Raw genomic sequence first — 19,425 nt, 5'->3', positions numbered from 1 at the left:
TAATTATGACTATTAAAGTAGGTATTAACGGTTTTGGCCGTATGGGACGTTTAACTCTGCGTGCAGCAGTTGATTGGCCAGAAATAGAGTTTATTAAAGTAAATGATGTAGCGGGCGATGCTAAAACCCACGCACATTTAATTGAGTTTGACTCAGTACACGGGCGCTTAGCACAACAGGTTTCTAGTGATGATAGTAGTTTTAGTGTGGGTAAGCATACGATTGCAGTTACTAACAACAAAACCATAAACGAAACTGATTGGTTAGATTGCGATGTAGTAATAGAAGCCAGCGGTAAAATGAAAACCACTGAGCTGTTAAATCAATATTTAGCGCAAGGTGTTAAGCGTGTTGTGGTAACCGCACCTGTAAAAGAAGACGGTATTTTAAATGTAGTAATGGGTGTAAACGATGATCTTTATAACCCAAGTGAGCATAAAATTGTTACTGCTGCGTCTTGTACTACTAACTGTTTAGCGCCAATAGTAAAAGTACTGCAAGAAAAAGTGGGCATTAAGCACGGCTCAATGACAACGATTCACGACATTACCAATACTCAAACGATTATTGATGCCCCTCATAAAGATTTACGCCGTGCGCGCTCGTGCGGTACTAGCTTAATACCTACTACAACCGGTAGTGCAACGGCTATTACGCATATTTTCCCTGAGCTAAAAGGTAAATTAAACGGCCATGCTGTACGCGTACCGTTAACTAATGCATCCATTACTGACTGTGTTTTTGAGCTGGAGCGAGGTGTTACACAAAGTGAAGTAAACACGTGGTTTAAAGATGCTGCAAATAACGAGCTACAAGGTATTTTAGGCTACGAAGAAAAGCCGCTTGTATCTATAGATTACAAAACAGATCCGCGCAGCTGCACCATAGATGCCCTTTCTACTATGGTAATTAACAACACTCAACTTAAACTATACGCTTGGTACGATAACGAGTGGGGTTATGCAAACCGTACTGCTGAGCTAATGCTTAAAGTTGCACAAAGTGATTTGGTTTAATCTCGTTTAAAAAGGTTTAACGCTATGTTTGCGCAGTTGGCTAACTTACCAAGCTCTATAAAACAATATTTAATAATTACTGGTAACTATTGGGCATTTACTTTAACTGATGGTGCGCTACGCATGTTGGTGGTGCTGTATTTTCATCAGTTAGGTTATGGCGCATTTGCAATAGCCATGTTGTTTTTGTTTTATGAAATATTTGGGGTGATCACCAATTTAGTAGGTGGTTGGCTTGGCGCGCATTTAGGGTTGAACAAAACCATGAATGTAGGGCTTGGGCTACAACTTGTCGCTTTAGCCATGCTTTGCGTACCAGGGGATTGGCTAACCGTTGCCTATGTTATGGCAGCGCAAGCACTGAGTGGCATAGCAAAAGACTTAAATAAAATGAGTGCAAAGAGCGCCATTAAGTATTTAGTACCACAAGACGATGCAGGGCAAAGCCAATTATATAAATGGATTGCCATACTTACGGGCTCTAAAAATGCTTTAAAAGGGGTGGGCTTTTTTTTAGGCGGCTTATTACTAACTGTATTTGGTTTTGTAGGTGCACTAATAAGCCTAATTGCATTACTTAGTGTTGCGTGGGTTATTAGTTTAATTTTTTTAAAAGGCGATATTGGTAAAGCTAAAAACAAACCTAAGTTTAAAGAATTATTTTCTAAATCTCGTGCAATCAACTTACTTAGTGCTGCGCGTTTATGTTTGTTTGCGGCGCGCGATGTATGGTTTGTGGTTGCATTGCCGGTTTACTTAGCTGCTCAGTTCAACTGGGATCACTGGTGGGTAAGCGGCTTTATGGCTTTGTGGGTTATTGCTTATGGGCTGGTGCAATCGCAAGCTCCGCGCATAACTGGGCAAAGCGATTCAAATTCACACTCAGTCAAAAAAGCATATTGGTGGGTTGCTTTATTAAGTGGCGTAACCTGTATTTTAGCGTTGTTGATGCAATTTGATATCGCGATACATTTTACGCTTGTAATTGGCTTACTTATTTTTGGTGGTGTATTTGCCGTAAATTCATCACTGCACAGTTACTTAATAGTAAGTTTTGCTAAAAATGACGGGGTGTCGCTCGACGTTGGTTTTTACTATATGGCTAATGCGATGGGGCGTTTGCTTGGTACGGTGCTTTCTGGTTGGGTTTTTCAAGTATATGGGCTTAGTGCGTGTTTATGGGTAAGTGTGTGTTTATTAGTTTTAGCCGCAATTACAACAGCACGGTTAGCTAAACTTTAAAAAACCCAACGTATTGTATTAAATTCAATTTGTTTAACGATATTCATAGCTTCGTTGGTTAGATCTACTAAACTGTATCAGTAGTTTTAATTTAAAGGGTGTAATGAATGCGAGAAATATCGTTAGCAAAAAAGTTACTCTGGCTTAGTGTCGGTAGTATATTTATAACTGTACTAGTGTTATCAGGCGTTTTGTGGTGGCAGTTATCATCAAGTAATAAGCAGTTAGCGACTAAATCTGAAGAGTACATTACTGTAGAAGTAGAAGAAAAGCTTAATGCTCATGCAGCTGGATACGGAGAAAAAATTGCAGGCTTTATTAATGAAGCTTACCGCATTCCTTATTCATTAGCGGCTTTATTAGGTGACGCAGCCAAAAGCGAAACCCTGAGCCGCGATACAGTAGTAAGTATTAACCGCTCGATGTTAGAGCAAAATACTCTGCTTTCTTCTATATATTCGCAATTTGAGCCTAATGCTTTTGATGGGCAAGATTCGAGCTTTAAACAAGGTTACAAACATTCGGTTAATGGTAATGGCACCTTAGAGGTGTATATTACTCGCGACCAAAACGGCGTAATTGAACAGCAAAAAGTAGCTAATGCTGCCGATAAATATATTACCTCTTTAAATGAATTTGGTATTCGTGAAGCGCATTGGTATTTGTGTGCAAAAGACACGCTTAAGCCTTGTATTATGGAACCGTATTTATACGAAATCCCATCGGGCGACTCAGTAATGCTAACTTCGTTAACTGTGCCTATTTTAAAGTCAGGTCAGTTTATTGGTTTAGCTGGCGTTGATTTAACGCTCCCAACTTTTCAGGGCTTAACCGAAAAGCTGTCGAGCGAGCTTTACAACGGCCAAGCAAAAGTAACACTTTTAAGTGATATAGGTTTAATTGTAGGCAGCAGTCACTATAAATCTAAATTAGGCCGCCCATTTAAAGAAGTGGTTAGTAGCAACACTTACAGTGAGCTTGTTAAATTTAAAGGTCAACATGGCCTCTTTAAAACGCCTCGCGAGTATTTAGTTAACTACCCAATTAATATAAAACTAGCTAACACTCAGTGGTCATTAATCATAGAAGTACCTACAGATCTAGCACTTGCAGGGCCTGAAGCGCTAGAAAAAAACATGCAAGAGACAGCAACATCACTCAGATTTATTATTTTAATAACAGGCTTAGTAATTGCTGTGGTTGCTTTTGTTATTATGAAATTAGTAATAGCAGGTGTAATAGCGCCGCTACAACAAATTCAACAGCGGGTTGATAACCTCGCAAGTTCTGAAGGTGATTTAACACATACATTGCATGTTGATAGTCACGCAGAGCTTATTGCATTAGCTGGTGGGTTTAATCGATTTTTAGCAAAGCTACGTGATTTAATTTCTGAGCTTAAAACGGTGTCTGATCAAACCAAGCAGCAAGGCGAAATAGCACAACACATAGCTATTGATACAAAGCACAATGTGCAATCTCAATTTCAAGAAATTGAAAGTGTGGTAACGGCTATGAACGAAATGAGCGCAACAGCACTTGAAGTCGCCAGAGCATCAGAGCAATCAGCCCAACAAGCCGATGAAATAAATAGCTTGGTAGTGAGCAGTGAGTCGAGCTTATCTTCAGCGATGACGCAAGTTAAAACGATGTCTGAAGAAATTAAAGAAGCTAACCAAGCCGTTGAAAAAGTTGCTTCGCGTAGTAAAGATATTACGCAAATATTAGATGTAATTCGTACTATTTCAGAACAAACAAATTTACTTGCACTTAACGCTGCTATTGAAGCTGCGCGCGCTGGTGAACATGGGCGCGGCTTTGCTGTTGTTGCCGATGAAGTACGTGCACTTGCTTCTAAAACGCGTTCATCAACAGATGACATAAGCCAACTAATTGATAGTTTATTATCTGAAGTAGGCAACGCATCTACCGTTATTGAAAAAGGCGTAGTACGTGCACAAAATGCCGTTGATGAAACATCAGTAGCTTTTGATGCTCTGCACAGTGTTGTTGTTAAAGTTGATGAAATAACCAACCAAATTACACATATTGCCACCGCTGCTGAAGAGCAAAGTTTAGTGACTGAAGAAATAAACCGTAATTTAACGCTTATATCTGATGCCGCATCGCAACTTGCTGACTTATCTACACAAGCAGGGGATAGCAGCGAAGCGCTTAATGCACTTGTTGCCCAGCAAGATAATGAACTTAACAAGCTTAAAACGTAACTTACAAATTAAGCTTTAAGCACAAAAAAAATGGCCAGTTAATACTGGCCATTTTTATTTAGTAGAATAAATGTAACTTGTTGAGAATGCTCGATAACTGCTATTTATAACTTTTTAATCAACATAAACATTTGGTTGATCATTGGCTCAGCAAATTGCCCTACATTAGGACGATTAAAATAACCGCGTAAACCTGTAAATTGCACTTGAAAAAAGCGCGCATATTCAACAGCGGTCAACGTGTTACGTAACTCACCTTTGTTTATTGCTTGGGTAAATAATTGCGTTAAATAGGCTTCAAATTGAGCCGTTAAATCTAAGCTTAGCTCATACAGGTTTGAGTCTTTTTCTGCAAACTCGCTGTTTGCTTTAACTAGCATACAAATAGCGCTTGGACTGCAATCTTTTGTTTTAATTACCACGTTTTCAACAAACGCACGTAATCCACCAAGTACTGTATCGGCACTTGATAAAAACCCTTCTATTTGGGTTTTCATTTGTACGGTGTAATCTTTCAGCGATTCGCAATATAGACCTTCTTTAGAGCCAAACGCAGAGTAAATACTACCTGGGCGCATATTAACGGCTTCTTGTAAGTCACGCGTTGAGGTTGCATGAAAACCTTTTTGCCAAAATAGCTGACTAGCAACGCGAACTACATTCTCGCGTTCAAATTTAACCTTATTAGCCATATCATTCTCAATCAATTTGAACATTTGCTCAATTTTAACTTGAACAGTCGCTCAAAATCAAATACTATGTGTCTCGAAGTTACTTAAAACTATTAATTATTAGGAGCTAACCATGGCCGAATTTACTTTATACACTCAAGAAAACGCACCAGAAGAATCAAAATCTCTAATGGCTGATTCAGTAGCAGCATTTGGTATGGTACCTAACTTACACGCAGTGATGGCTGAAGCACCAACATTACTTAAAGGTTACCAAGTACTGCATGAGCTGTTTCAAAAAACATCGTTCAATGCAGAAGAGCTTACAGTGGTATGGCAATCAATTAATGTTGAGCACGCGTGCCATTACTGTGTACCAGCACACAGCGCCATTGCTGCGTCAATGAAAGTTGACCAAGGTGTTGTTGACGCACTTGTTAACAAAACACCACTTGAAAACCCTAAGCTAGAAACTCTTCGTGAAACTACACTTGCAATGACACGTGAACGTGGCGTGATCAGCGATGAGCAAATCGAAAAATTCTTTGCCGCAGGTTACGCTAAGCAACAGCTACTTGAAATTATTGTAGGCTTGTCTCAAAAAGTAATGAGCAACTACACTAATCACCTTGCTGATACACCAGTAGACGCTGCATTTAAAAAATACGTAAAATAAATACGGTTTTATAAATGACAAAAGGCAGCCTAGGCTGCCTTTTTGTACTTTTAAATCACAGCTATTTAAACTTAACCGTTTTTGTACTGCGTGTATAAATACGTTGTTCGGGCTTTGTCCACTCACCCTTTTTAAGGTAAGAGGTCGATACAAGAAATTTATCGTCCTTTAGTTCACTCATCGATTTAACCTTTGTAATACCATCTTGGCTACCAGTTACATCTTCATAAGCTACAAATTGAGTGGGGCTGAGGACTTTCATAGTCCCTTTTGTATAAAACCCTGCTGTTGTGAAATAGTAAAATACCAAAGACTCTTTTTTACTGTCGTAAAAAATCATCGACTCGCCGCCATACTCACCTTCATTAATAGAGTGCTTGGTATGTATCGCTTTACCGTTTAAAGCACGCTCCCAACGGCCAACATCTTGTATTTTTTTAGCACCCTCAGGTACTTTAAAGTCAGCCTGCCAAGTTCCTAAATAGGGCTTAAATACGGCAAGTTCTTTATCAAGGTTGGTGGATGTATCGGATGCATAGCTACTAAATGTTAATAAGCATAAGACTAAGAATATCGCTTTAAAATATGTCATAATTTGGCTCTTGTTTTTGTAATACCAATGCCAAGTATAGGCGATAATTAATTGATAAAGAAAATATTAATCACATTCTCATTACTTTATTTAGCCGCCATTTGGCAGGCTTACCTACTGCAATACTTACCTGTTTATATACCTATATATGTACCTGGTTATATAAGTGTATTAAGTGCTATCACTTTTTTAATGTACGCGTGGGATAAGCGACAAGCTAAGCGCTCTTCACATAAAAAAGTAAACCGCACGCCAGAGCGCACACTGCAACTACTTGCATTATTTGGAGGATGGCCGGGGGCATTACTTGCTCAACAATTACTTCGTCATAAATCACAAAAGCGACGTTTTATAGTGGTGTTGTGGTTATGTATTTTAATAAATGTAGGGGCTGTGGGGAGTTTATTATATTATTTGGGGTAGTTTAAAATTATGCCTTTAATACATGTGAAATGTTTAAAGGCATAATTAAAGTTTAGATACTGGACTAGTTAGCCGCTTCAGTTGCTGCTACTTCATCTAAATTTACTGTTAAAATTGTCTTTTTATCGACTACAACCCACTTGCGGTAAGTTAAGTAACCTGGCTTGCTTACTTCAACGTCGTACTTACCTTCTTTAAGTTCAATGGCATCTTGGTACACAGGCGCAATGTTCATAATGCGTACGCGTGCATCACTAGGATTAGTGATTACAGTTAATGAAATAGGTGCTACAGCTTCGACAATTTCTTCTTGTACTTGAACTGCTTCTTCTTTTGCAAGTTGCTGCGTTTCATCTACAGACGATGTAGTTGAACAACCACTTAGTATTAGTAATGCCGCTAGTGCGCTTATCTTTTTCATAGGTACTCCATAAACTCATTTAAATAGTGATAATTACGAAAAATCTTGGAGGAGTTTATGCAAAATGATCGCTCAACCCGTCGTCCTTGACCTTCGTTTGTTAAAACAAAACGTTTGTTAGTTTAATATATTTTTAGTTATTTGGTGATGCTCTCGCAATAAATAGTTTTTAAAGCATTACATTATCAAGAGACTGAGTAATAGCTTCGCTTCTTTCAACTAGTTGCTCTGCTGTACGGTACATCTTTCTTTTCATTAACGTATTTGCCATAGTGATATAACGTCTAGATAATTCTTGTTTTAAAGAAACGAGTAATGAAAAGTCTTTAGGTAATGTTGCAGACTCGGTATTGATTAATTCTTCAAAATCTAATAAATCTCTGTACTCTTCAATCGTCTCTAGTTTTTGTGTGTATCTATCAAATCTAGGACCGTAAAATACGACGGCATCTTCAGTAGGAAAATCAGCTGGTTCACCTAGGTTTACTTTCTTTTGGTAAAGCGTTAAAGCATCTATCGCCGACTCTCTTTTTAGAAGGTCTGCAAAGCCAAGTTCATTTTTTTGATTATTGGTGAAAATAGCTTTACCAACATTAAGTAAAGATTTTTGCGTGATAACATCATCTTCTTCAATCGCTTTATCTAAGGCAAGTTTATAGTTATCAAAATGCACTTCAGACGGGCGATAAACGTAGGTGCTATCGACTACACTTAAATCATTGATTAATTGTGGAATACTATTATTGTCTAGTTCACTATAGCGAGATTGCTCAAGTAACAAATCAATACGAGAAGTAATATCTGAGATTATTGATTGACGCTCTCTTAAAATGCTTTCGAGTTGTACCGATAGCTTTTCTGAATCTGGGTAATACTCCAAGGCTTTACTATAAACATTAATTGTTTCATCAAAGTCTTTAAACTTGTTAGCGCTTGTATTGATTTGATTCGCTCTGTAATCAAAACTTTGTAGAATATTAGCTTGATTAGATCTTAATAATCCCTGTTTTAATACCTCGTATTGAGGTGGAATTTCTGCAAGCTTGTTTAGAATCTCCGGCCCATCCCAAGACATCCATGTTTCTACTTGTTGGTTAATTGCTTTTGCATTATCTAATTTTGCTTCAAGCTGCTTTATATTATTTGTATTTGATAGATAGTACTGACCAGCCAAAAGGGCTAACACAACAGTACTGGCTGCAAGTGCTATTGCCGGTTTAAAGTTACTTTGAAGCTTATCTAAAACAGGCTTTAACGAATCAGTTCTTTTTGCTGCATCTAAAGAAATTGCTTTATTAAGTGTGCCCCATAACCATAAAGGGCAGTTACTAGGACGTTTTGCCGATGTATCTTTAGGGAGTGTGTCTGCTGCAACACGATTATATGGATGTTTGCTACTTAATAACTCTAGGGCAATACATGCATAAGAAAAAACGTCATCTTTAACGGATGCTGCAGCACCTTTTAATTGTTCAGGACTTGCATAGGTTGGCGTATAACCACCTACAGTGCCTAGGCTTGATTCACTATTAACTGCATAGGCATCTTCAATGGTTTTGTGTTTAGCAATACCAAAGTCAAGTACCTTGAGGCTACCATTTGAATCGAAGATTATATTCGATGGCTTTAAATCGTTATGAATGACGCCACGAGAATGGGCATAAATTAAAGCATCGGCAAGTTGATTAAGAATCACGCTCGCTTTTTTGAAAACCATTCCAGAGGGTTTGTTGCGTTTAATTATTTGCTCTAGCGTTTCGCCTTCTACTAATTCCATGGTTACGTAATGTAAACCGTTATCAGAACCTGCAGAATATACTTTTACAATATTTGGATGGGAGAGCTGTTGTGTTTTAGTTGTTTCATCCTTAAGAAGTGAAATAGCTTCTTCAGAATGAGAAAACTCTTCTAATAATACTTTAATCGCTACGAAAACTTCAGGACGACTCGCACTTTCTAAAAATAAATCTCTGGCTCGGTAAATGTAACACATGCCACCTTGGCCAATAAGTTCTTCAACTAAGTAGCGATCCGAAACTTTTTTACCAATAAGGTTTAATTTATTTATTGCTTTTGACGTGCGAAGATTTGAGTCAAGCGAAGCTATCTGCGTTTTATCATTAGAACTGTTGACACCGCTCATTATAAATCCTTTTATTGTGTATATTAAAATAATCGCAAAGGTGAGTTTTTTATTTTTATCAATTCTCCCTTTGATAAGCGTTGTATTTTTACAAAAATTAGCCAACTTAGCAATGTTTCTAAAGCAGAACTTTCGTACAAAACTTTAAAAAATTAAGGGCTTTTATATTAATTATTGAAATATCGTTTATTTACTGTTTATTTTTATAAACAGTGTAAGCCTACAGGCATTGTTTTATAACACTTCTAGGGGCTTAAAATGAATAAAATGTAATGCTAATTATTAAATAGCAATTTTTTTAAATGGGAACATACAAAATATCTTTTGTAAGCTTTGAAAGGGCTTTTTTATAGAGGTTTTGTTTAATTTAATTTATTTAAATTTGAGCTTTTGTATGGTTGAGTATATTTTTATATATTAATTTCAATGTTGACAATAGTTTCTCTTCTACTTTATCCTAATGAGAATGTAGATTTATGGGACTAACTTATCAAATGGAACTGATACTAAACATCACTAGTTATCATAGACTCTCTCCAGAAATTGAAGCAACTAAAACAGTAAAAGACTCTCTAATATTTGGCCGTTCAGAAGTATGTGATTGGCATTTTCCTGATCCTGAAAAAATCATTTCTAGTAAGCACGGACGCATAGTTAAAGAGGGCGACTCTTTTTATGTTTACGATACATCTACAAATGGTACTTTTGTAAATTTTGGTGTAGCTCCATTAGGTCAAGGCAATAAACAACGCTTGTCAAATAGTGATACGATCACTGTGGGTGATTTTCAGATAGAGGTAAAATTAGCTACTAATGAAAAAACAGCTGACACCGATTATGGTAATTTAAGCGCTGCAGCTAGTATTAGCAAAGAGCCAGAAAGCTCTTATCAGCATCCTACGGAGCATTTTTCTGAGCCAGAACAGTACTTTAATGAATCAATAATGGATGAGTCTATGCCTGCAGTTTCTATGACTCAGGCCAGTGACCTTAATTCAGCTAACCAAATACCGGAAAACTGGGATGAGCTTGCTCACTTAATGAACCCAGAAGCTGTAACTCAACAAGCACCCGTTGTAAGTAAACCACAACAAAAACCAACTGTTGAGCAGCAAACTTCAGTTAATACACCAGTACTAGATACGCCTGTAACTAAACCTCAAGCAGTAAAACCTGTTCATAAACCAGTAGTGCAAAAAAATCCAACATCGCTTAGTGAAGATACCGCTTTAACTGATGCTTTTTTAAACGGACTGGGGGTTAAAGCTGAGTTACAAAACTCATTAAACTCACAAGAACTTTGGTTTGAAATGGGCCAAGGGTTAAATCTATTACTGACCGAGTTGATGGAGTCTCTTCGCCAAAGAGCGCTTGTAAAAAACCAATTGCGTTTAAACCAAACGATGTTTCAAACTCAACAAAATAACCCAATTAAGTTTTCGGCAGATATTGATGACGTTATTCAGAATTTATTCATCAGAAATAGTGCAAGCTTCCTGTCGTCTCAAGAATCAATCAAAGAAAGCTTTGTTGATACGCGAAGACATGAACATGCTTTATTAGCAGGAGCTGACGGCGTATTAAAAGGGATGTTAGAGCAAGTTTCTCCCCAACATATAAATCAACAAATAAATGATAATTCTAACGTATTAAAAATCATCCCTGGTCAAACAGAGGCTAAGTGCTGGAAGCTATACAAAAATTTATATGATGAGTTATCTCATGATGTAAATAGTAAGGGAGCTATGGCGTTGTCAGATGATTTCTTAAAAGCATACAACGATAGAATTAAAGAATCGTTCTAGAAAGGAAAGTAGATAATGAACAAATTTAAGCTCTTTTTAATGAGTTTCAGTTTACTGTTTTTAGCCATGGGTTGTTCAACTGTTAATAAGTTTGTGCCTCCTTCTACGGATCTAAAAATTAATGTGTCTAAAAATGTAAATCCAGACACTTCAGATAGACCTTCACCGGTAGTAATGAAAATTTTTGAGCTTAGCTCGAGAACAATTTTTGATACTCAGGATTTCTTTAGCCTGTATGAAACACCTGAAAAACTATTAGGCCCGGACTTATTAAAAAAAGATGAATTAGAATTACAGCCAAACTCTGTTCAAGAATATAAAATGAGCTTAAACCGCAATACACGATATGTTGGTGTTGTTGTCGCGTACAGAAATATCGATCAAGCACGATGGAGAGCTGTAATCGAAGTTGACCCAACTGGCTATGACGATATAGATGTAAATGTTGAAGCAATTGCTACATACATGAGAGAGCAGTAAAAAAGGATTTGTACAATGAGTGATAACACTCGTGTTGCCTGGACCGAAGGAATGTTCTTAAGGCCGCAACACTTTCAGCAGTCAGATAAGCATTTTTCGCATTTAATTAAGCAAATTTGTAATGGGAATTTAGCAGATCCTTGGGGCATACTTGATATAAGTATCGATAATCAGCTATTAAGCTCAGGCCAATTTGCTATTGAGTCATTGTCAGCTATTACCCCTGATTTGCTACCTATCGATATGCCTCAATCTACCTCTTTGCCTGAGCCTTTAGTGGTGGGCAAAGATGTTTATGATGAAATAATTTATTTAGCGGTTCCTGCACTAAAAGCCAGTGGTATTAATATTTCATCTTTAGATGAGGATATTGTTACGCGTTATAAACTAAACGACTTATCTGTAAGTGATGACTCTTTAGGTGCACAAGCTCAAGAAATTATTCAAGTAGCCAAGGTATTTAGTAAGCTAGTATTGTCATCAGACGACCATGCAGGCTATATATTATTGCCACTTGCACGCATTGTTGAAGTTAGCAGTGAAGGTCAAATTAAGCTCGATCCAAAGTATATACCAGCATCGTTAAAAGTCGGTCAGTGTAAGCCATTACTTGGTTTAGTGAGAGAGATTGGCTCAATGATCAAGCAGCGCTCAGAGAGTATTGCTGTTAGATTGTGCCAAGGTTATGCGGGAAGTACCTCTGTAGCTGATTTTATTATGCTGCAAACATTAAACAAGTATGACGCTGTTTTTGAAAACTTATTATCAGTTAATAATCTTCATCCAAGCGTTCTTTATACTCGTCTAATAGAGCTTGCTGGTGAGTTATCTACTTTTAGTACAGTAAACAAAAGAGTGCCTAAATTACCTAAGTACGATCATAAAAACTTAGGCCCGGTATTTAGTGAAGTAATAAACTTTTTATACCAATCTTTAAGTCATGTAATTGAGCAAACTGCTACGGAAATAAAGTTAGAGCAAAGCAAGTTTGGTATTTCTTTTGGTGCGCTCAAAGACAAATCAGTACTTAGCTCAGGTCAATTTGTATTGGCTATTAAAGCCAGTGTTCCTCACGAGGAGCTTCGTAAGATATTACCTTCTCAAATTAAAATTGGTAGTGTTGAGACAATCCGAGATTTAGTAAATAATCAAATCCCAGGTATTACAATCAGTAACTTACCAACGGCACCGCGTCAAATTCCTTACCATGCAGGTTTTCATTATTTTGAATTAAATAAACATGGCGAGCATTGGGCAAAACTTCATTCAAGTGGTGGTATTGCTATTCACTTGTCAGGAAATTACCCCGAGTTACAACTAAGCCTGTGGGCAATAAGAACTTAACTTTTAAAAGGAAGAGTTTCAATGGACGAAACCATTATAAAACCACGTCCTGGTCGATTAGGGCGTGATGCCTCAAATAATCCTCAAGTAGATAATGATCCAGACAAAACAGTCATGTCTGTTGAGCCTGTTGCAAGTAGTATTCCTAGTAATGCAAAGGTTTCTATATTTAGAAACCCATTAATGGAAGCCGCAACAGACTGTTTCTCTTTGGTTATTTCAATTAGAAAATCAGTTGAGATGACTAACTTAGCTGCGTTAAAGCATCGATGTGTAGAGGCTATCAAACGTTTTGAAGTCGAACTACGTAATCAAAATTTATCAAAAGATGTAATCAAAAACTCTCGTTATTGTTTATGTGCAATTTTAGATGAATCAGTTTTAAACTCTAAATGGAGTTCTATGGAATGGGCTGACGAAAGCTTGCTTTCGACATTTCATAAAGAAACTTTTGGCGGTGAGTACTTTTATACTTTACTCGATAATGCATTGGCCCAGCCTGAGCAACACAAAGCCTTTTTAGAGCTGCAATACCACTGTTTAAATTTAGGTTTTAAAGGTAAGTACAGACTAGATACTGTGGGTGACAATAAAGTAGAAGAATACCGCTCACAAATGTATCACTTATTAAATCAATTAGATGGGCCAATCAATAATAAGCTTTCTCCTAACTGGAAACAAAGAGTAGCCGCTGGCGTAGAATTAAGAAATCAGGTGCCATTGTGGGTTATTTTTTCTGTTTTAGGCTTACTTTTACTTACCGTTTATTTATTTATAAATATGAAGCTAAATGATGATGTTATGGCTGTTAGTGACAAGCTTGCTATCATTCATCCTGTAGCTGAAGACCAAGCAGTAGATAAAAAAGATCAGCAGTTACTTGTACTAGAGCAGCTATTACAAACTGAGATTCAAATGGGGATTGTGACGATAAAGAAAAATATCGATAGGATCAGAATCTCTATTAATAGTGAGAGCCTTTTTAATCAAGGTGACTCTAAATTATTACCTTCATTTCAGCCTATTTTAGAAAAACTAGCGTTAAGCCTTGAAGGAACTAAAGGACGTATTTTAATAACCGGCCATACAGATGACACACCAATTAGAACTGATAAGTACCCTTCTAATTGGCACCTTTCTTTAGCGCGCGCAACTCAAGTTGCAAACTCTATGGCTAAAAGTACAAACCTCAGTGGGCGTTTATGGCCCGAAGGTAAGGGCGCAGCAGAGCCTATTGCCAGTAATTCAGATTCAGCTTCTCGGTCATTAAACCGACGAATTGAAATCGATTTATTATTTTAAGAGGCTGAAATGAGTTTTTCACAAAAAATAAAAAAAGTGACCTACGCACTTACATCTCGTACGGCAATGCTAATTATCGGCTTTTTAGCTTTATCATTATTAATTTGGTTTGGCGGCCCATTAATCGCGATAGCTGACTATGTACCACTACAAAGTATTGCAGCAAGACTGTTTACTATTATATTGGTTTTATTGGTTTTCTCTGTGTCTAAAATTTATCGTCTTGTGCAACAAAGCAAACGAGACGAAAAAATGGCTGATGAGTTAATTGATAGTAATAACGATACAAATAGCTCTGAAGTAAATGAAGAAATTACTACGCTTAAAACGCGAATGAACGAAGCTATCGATCTTTTAAAAGACGTAAAGCTGTTCAAAGGTAAAAATATTTACCAGTTGCCATGGTACATAATGATAGGCCCACCAGGGGCTGGTAAAACTACCGTTATTCATAACTCAGGACTTGATTACCCGCTAAAAGACAAGCTAGGTGTTGACTTGGTTCATGGTGTTGGCGGTACTCGTAATTGTGATTGGTGGTTTACCAATAAAGCAGTTTTAATTGATACAGCTGGGCGCTACACAACGCAAAGCAGCCATGCAAAGCATGATTCACGTGCATGGGAAGGCTTTTTAGGATTACTTCGTAAGTACCGTCCACTTAGGCCTATTAATGGTGTAATGATCAGTATGGGTATTTCTGAGCTTATGAGCCAGACCAAAACTGAGAGAAACCTACATGCTCGCGCTATTAAACAGCGCTTACAAGAGCTGCAAAGCCAATTAGGTATGACCTTTCCTGTTTACGTTATTTTTTCTAAAGTTGATTTAATTGAAGGTTTTAGAGAGTTTTTTGGCGAATTAACAGAAGAAGAGTGTGAGCAGGTTTGGGGCGTAACCTTTGAACTTGATTTAGATAAAGACACACAAGTAGATGCTTTCAACAAAGAATTTCACTCATTAATTTCTAAATTAACTGAAATGTTAAATCGTAGATTAATTAATGAAAGAAACGAAGAAATTCGCGCTAAGATATTTGAATTCCCTAGGCAGCTTCGTGTTTTACAAGGTGTAGGAGATGCTTTTTTAAAAGAAATATTCACTCCTAATGCATACGAAGAACTACCAATGTTTCGTGGTGTTTACCTCACAAGTGCAACGCAAGAAGGTACGCCATCTAGTTTTTTAAACGAAGCAAACGCAGGCGAACCTGGATACATTAACCAATCTAAAAGCTTTTTTATAAAGAATGTATTAGAAGGTGTAATTTTTCCAGAGCAAAACTTAGCAAGTACTAACAAACATCATGACAAGCAAAATAAATGGCTTCGTGTTGGTAGCATAACGCTTGCATGCATAGCTTTACTTGGTTTTTCAACATCGTGGTACTTTAGTTTTGCTTGGAATAGTAACTTAATTTCAGAGACTGAAGATGCGATTGCAACGTACCAAGAGCTTGATACAGCCTCATTTGACCGTAATAACTTACTAGTACTAAACGATAGATTAAAGGCTCTTAGAAACTTACCTGCAAGCAACCCTGAACTTGTTAATACACAAGAGTCTAAATCAATTGGGTTTGATAAACTAAATGAAATAAAAATGGCTTCTACACAAGCCTACGACCGTTCATTACAAACGTATTTAGAACCGTTTATTGCAAGTACCTTAATTAAAGAAATGGAAGCTCATCCTGAGCACTTAAGTTATTTATACGAAACACTTAAGTGTTACCTCATGTTGTTTCAGCCTGAATACTTTGAAAGTGAAGATATAACGGTTTGGTTTAACGCTTATTTAGAGCGTAACTTACCAGGCGATAAAAATATGCAAACCAGAGTAGAGCTGATGGAGCATGTAGCTACATTACTTGAAAACGGTGTTAGCCAAATTGAAATTGATAATCAAGCAGTACGTGTTGCGCGAGCTGAGCTAACTAAGCTACCAATTGCTGAGCGAGCATATCAACGATTACAAGCCGACTTCCTAGATAGCAGTATTCCGCCATTTAGGCTTACAGACATTATTAGTTTTGAAAGTGCGCAAAAATTTACTTTTAGAAATGACGGTGAGCTTACGCGAAGTATCCCTGGCTTATATACATTTAATGGTTTTCACGGCATTTTTAATGTTGAGAAAAGTAAAATGCTTGGCAATTTAATGGCAAGTAGCTGGGTGTATGGTGAAGAGGCAACTGGCACTTACGATATTTCTAAAGATGAGATTGAGAAGAAGCTAGAGCAGCGATACTTTCAAGATTATATTTATTATTGGCAATCATTTATTGATGATCTGAGCCTGAATCAATATAGCTCTCCGGCTGAGGGAGTTAATATTACTGATGCCTTAGCAGGCTCTGAAGCGCCTATTAAAAATATTATCACTGCAGTACAAAAAAATGTGCAGCTAACTAAATTACCAGTATCTGATAACCAAAAGGCTGCAGGTAAAGTTGCAGCAAATGCTGCTGAAATAGCTATGCAAACCAAAGCTAATCGTATCAAGCGATTTTTACCTGACGAAGCCCCTAAATTTGATATTAAATTACCGGGTCACCAAGTTGAAGAAGCCTTTGAAGATGTAATAAAAATTGATGCTCAACAATTAGATAATATTCAGAAAAACCTAAGAGAGTTAAACGTTTACTTAACCAAACTTGATAGAGGCGATCAATTAAAGTCGTCAATTAAAGACCAAATTAGCGGTAAAAGTAAGCCTAGCTTTATTCGTCAGCTTGAGTTTCAAAGTCGAGATTTACCTTACCCGTTTAATAGTTGGCTGTTAGATATAAGTAGAGATACTAGTAACATAACTAAAAATAGTGCCAACAGACATTTAAACGAGATGTGGAAAAGTAAGGTGCTACGCGAATATAACGCTGCAATTGTTGGCCGTTATCCGTTTTCTCCATACGCAGATAAAGAAGTGAATATGAAAGATTTCACTCGATTTTTCGGCCCAGGTGGAACAATTGATAGCTTTTTCACCAATTATATTGCGCCAAGTGTAGATATGAGCTCAACGCCATGGAAATTTGAAAAAGATATAGGTATTAGCCGAGATACATTAGCGATGTTTGAACTGGCGAATCAAATTCAAACAGTCTTTTTTGATGGCGGAAGTGCAACACCAAGAATTGAGTTTGGCTTAAAACCATTAGAATTAGACCGCACCATCTCTAGCTTTATGCTCGAAATTGACGGTCAGTCAATGACTTACAGGCATGGTCCACTTAGGGTAACAAATTTTGTATGGCCTGGAGCAAGTGGCCAGAGTAAAACACGAATTGTATTTACTCCTCCAAATGGTGGTCGTTCTATAAATACAACTTACCAAGGTGAATGGTCGCTATATCGCATGTTAGACGAGTTAAGTGCTAAAAGAGCAAAGACACGTGAAGACTTAGAGTTACATTTTTCACTCATGGGAAACAATGCGAAAGTCGAGTTATTGCCTAAATCAATCAGGCATCCATTTTGGAATAAAAGTGTAGAGAAGTTTTCATGTCCGACCCGATTATAAATATTGGTTATCTTGGCAAGGTACCTAGTTTAGGTGATTTTGTACAAGATAGCGTTTCGAAAGAATTTTCAGAGCATTGGGAGCAGTGGCTGCAAGCAGCCATTGCAGTGAGTAAAGAACAGCTAGGTGAAGTATGGCAAGATAATTACTTAATTGGACCAGTATGGCACTTTGCATTATCGCCAAACATTGTTGGTGACAAAGGCGTTATGGGGACTCTATTACCGAGTATGGACGCGGTAGGTAGGCACTATCCCTTCACAGTTGCTAGCACATTAGAATTTGCACCTATTGATGTTTTAAACTCAGGTGTGTTTTCTTTAGAGTATGAAGACACTGTATTAAAAGTGCTTGATAGTTCGGTTGATTTATTTTCTTGGCGTAAAGAGGTTGCTAAGTCTCTAAGCTCTATAGCAGGAGTTAAAAAGCAGGTTAGTTTTTTAAATTCTGTAGATAAAAATAAAAGTGCAGAAGCATTTGAGTTCTCAGGTGATGAGTTATCAAGTCAAGTCCTCCAAGATGCAATGCATGCTCTTTTGTTAAAAAAACACGGTGATTACAGCGTTTGGTGGACACATGGCTCTTATAATATAAAACCTATGGTACTCATAACGCCTGGCTTGCCTGCGGTAAATCAAGTTGCAGCAATGTTAGATGGAAGGTGGAAACACTGGGAATGGAACTTTACACAGGTAAAAAATAGTGATTAGCAAGTTTAGTACAAGTTATGCAATTACCCACCGAGGCGCTGTGAGGCAGCTTAACGAAGATGCGCATGTAGAGATAAATAACCATAACTTATGGGTTGTCGCAGATGGGATGGGAGGTCACGAAGCAGGTGAAGTTGCCAGTCAGCTTGTTGTAGATGTAATAAGAGCAAAAGTTGAAGAGCTACCACTTGAGAAGCTTGAAGTATCTCACATAGTTGAAGCCATTGAAGATGCGAATAGGCAATTAAACGAATATAGTGCCCAATATTTAGGTAGCAAAACCGCAGGAAGTACAGTTACTGCCTTATTTCTTAAAAATAATAAGTACTATGTTTTGTGGGTTGGTGATAGCCGAGCTTATATGCTTCGAGATGGTCAACTTAAGCAGATATCGAGAGATCACAGTCAAGTAAACGATTTAATTGATGAAGGTATTATTTCAGTAGAAGAAGCCAAGACACATCCATTATCAAATGTAATCACAAGAGCTGTGGGTGTAACTGCGGATGTAAAAGTAGACGTTATTCAAAATGAAGTAAAAACGGGCGATATATTTTTACTTTGTTCAGATGGGCTCACCGGAGAGTTGTCTGATGAGGACATATGTTTATCGCTAGAGCCTAGTAGCATTATTGATTCTGGTATGGCGCTTATGCATTCATCATTAGTTAGAGGTGCAAGAGATAATGTGACCTGTATCTTAATTAAGTACGATGAAGGATACGCTGGTCATAAATCAGAAACATTCAACATTCAAGATGAAGCTACTATCCCGCTTTTTTCTAAATAACGATTTTAAGTTAAAAAATTTGGTTTGTATTTTATATTTGAGTTTTTACTTTAATTACAT

At 37.3% G+C, this 19,425-nt stretch carries 16 protein-coding genes; 12 read left to right on the top strand and 4 right to left on the bottom strand.

What is annotated here, in order from left to right; genetic code table 11:
* Positions 1 to 5: 5 nt before the first annotated feature.
* The 3 genes from H5092_RS09530 to H5092_RS09520 all read left to right on the top strand — a co-directional run bounded on the left by H5092_RS09530 (position 6) and on the right by H5092_RS09520 (position 4,486).
* A complete protein-coding gene (locus H5092_RS09530) occupies positions 6 to 1,016 on the top strand; it encodes an ArsJ-associated glyceraldehyde-3-phosphate dehydrogenase (RefSeq protein WP_182733403.1) in 1,011 nt (336 codons plus the stop codon).
* A 24-nt stretch (positions 1,017 to 1,040) separates the two neighbouring features.
* On the top strand, positions 1,041 to 2,258 hold the full coding sequence (arsJ, locus tag H5092_RS09525) for an organoarsenical effux MFS transporter ArsJ (protein ID WP_182692577.1): 1,218 nt from the start codon (positions 1,041 to 1,043) through the stop codon (positions 2,256 to 2,258).
* Between the two features lie 107 nt (positions 2,259 to 2,365).
* A complete protein-coding gene (locus H5092_RS09520; RefSeq protein ID WP_182719990.1) occupies positions 2,366 to 4,486 on the top strand; it encodes a methyl-accepting chemotaxis protein in 2,121 nt (706 codons plus the stop codon).
* Between the two features lie 104 nt (positions 4,487 to 4,590).
* Here H5092_RS09520 and H5092_RS09515 read toward each other — a convergent pair whose 3' ends face one another.
* Entirely contained in the window at positions 4,591 to 5,178 is a 588-nt protein-coding gene (locus H5092_RS09515) for a TetR/AcrR family transcriptional regulator (protein WP_182716270.1), read from the bottom strand.
* 112 nt (positions 5,179 to 5,290) lie between these two features.
* Between H5092_RS09515 and H5092_RS09510 the strand changes: the two genes are divergently transcribed.
* On the top strand, positions 5,291 to 5,833 hold the full coding sequence (locus H5092_RS09510; RefSeq protein ID WP_182733402.1) for a carboxymuconolactone decarboxylase family protein: 543 nt from the start codon (positions 5,291 to 5,293) through the stop codon (positions 5,831 to 5,833).
* 61 nt (positions 5,834 to 5,894) lie between these two features.
* Here the strand turns inward: H5092_RS09510 and H5092_RS09505 are convergent, their stop codons facing one another.
* A complete protein-coding gene (locus H5092_RS09505; protein WP_182711784.1) occupies positions 5,895 to 6,425 on the bottom strand; it encodes a hypothetical protein in 531 nt (176 codons plus the stop codon).
* Between the two features lie 51 nt (positions 6,426 to 6,476).
* Here H5092_RS09505 and H5092_RS09500 point away from each other — a divergent pair, with 51 nt between their 5' ends.
* Entirely contained in the window at positions 6,477 to 6,848 is a 372-nt protein-coding gene (locus tag H5092_RS09500; RefSeq protein WP_024595404.1) for a DUF1294 domain-containing protein, read from the top strand.
* A 64-nt stretch (positions 6,849 to 6,912) separates the two neighbouring features.
* Here the strand turns inward: H5092_RS09500 and H5092_RS09495 are convergent, their stop codons facing one another.
* Positions 6,913 to 7,269, bottom strand: a complete 357-nt coding sequence (locus tag H5092_RS09495; protein ID WP_024595403.1) for a PEGA domain-containing protein — start codon at positions 7,267 to 7,269, stop codon at positions 6,913 to 6,915.
* Between the two features lie 169 nt (positions 7,270 to 7,438).
* Positions 7,439 to 9,412: a serine/threonine-protein kinase gene (locus H5092_RS09490; protein ID WP_024595402.1), complete on the bottom strand. Its 1,974-nt coding sequence runs from the start codon at positions 9,410 to 9,412 to the stop codon at positions 7,439 to 7,441.
* A gap of 494 nt (positions 9,413 to 9,906) precedes the next feature.
* On the opposite strand from H5092_RS09490, the gene tagH reads away from it, so the two are divergent.
* Genes tagH through H5092_RS09455 form a run of 7 tightly spaced genes read left to right on the top strand, consistent with a single transcriptional unit; the run spans position 9,907 to position 19,365 of the window.
* Entirely contained in the window at positions 9,907 to 11,217 is a 1,311-nt protein-coding gene (gene tagH / locus H5092_RS09485) for a type VI secretion system-associated FHA domain protein TagH (protein WP_182733401.1), read from the top strand.
* 15 nt (positions 11,218 to 11,232) lie between these two features.
* The gene (gene tssJ, locus H5092_RS09480; RefSeq protein ID WP_182671924.1) at positions 11,233 to 11,697 is read left to right on the top strand and encodes a type VI secretion system lipoprotein TssJ; all 465 of its coding nucleotides are present in this window, start codon (positions 11,233 to 11,235) and stop codon (positions 11,695 to 11,697) included.
* A 15-nt stretch (positions 11,698 to 11,712) separates the two neighbouring features.
* Positions 11,713 to 13,041: a type VI secretion system baseplate subunit TssK gene (gene tssK, locus H5092_RS09475; RefSeq protein ID WP_182733400.1), complete on the top strand. Its 1,329-nt coding sequence runs from the start codon at positions 11,713 to 11,715 to the stop codon at positions 13,039 to 13,041.
* 21 nt (positions 13,042 to 13,062) lie between these two features.
* Positions 13,063 to 14,343 (top strand): type VI secretion system protein TssL, long form, encoded by a 1,281-nt coding sequence (tssL, locus tag H5092_RS09470; RefSeq protein WP_024603626.1) that lies wholly within the window; start codon positions 13,063 to 13,065, stop codon positions 14,341 to 14,343.
* Positions 14,344 to 14,352: 9 nt separating this feature from the next.
* Entirely contained in the window at positions 14,353 to 17,865 is a 3,513-nt protein-coding gene (tssM, locus tag H5092_RS09465) for a type VI secretion system membrane subunit TssM (protein WP_182733399.1), read from the top strand.
* Complete coding sequence (tagF, locus tag H5092_RS09460; RefSeq protein WP_182671928.1) at positions 17,847 to 18,575, top strand: type VI secretion system-associated protein TagF; 729 nt, start codon at positions 17,847 to 17,849, stop codon at positions 18,573 to 18,575. The genes tssM and tagF overlap by 19 nt, the downstream gene beginning before the upstream one ends.
* Positions 18,568 to 19,365, top strand: a complete 798-nt coding sequence (locus tag H5092_RS09455) for a PP2C family serine/threonine-protein phosphatase (RefSeq protein WP_024595081.1) — start codon at positions 18,568 to 18,570, stop codon at positions 19,363 to 19,365. Before tagF ends, H5092_RS09455 begins: the two co-directional genes overlap by 8 nt.
* Positions 19,366 to 19,425: the final 60 nt, after the last annotated feature.

The organism is Pseudoalteromonas sp. SR41-7, from assembly GCF_014163935.1.
GTDB classification, from domain to species: domain Bacteria; phylum Pseudomonadota; class Gammaproteobacteria; order Enterobacterales; family Alteromonadaceae; genus Pseudoalteromonas; species Pseudoalteromonas distincta.
This window is presented reverse-complemented; position numbering and strand designations above follow the sequence as displayed.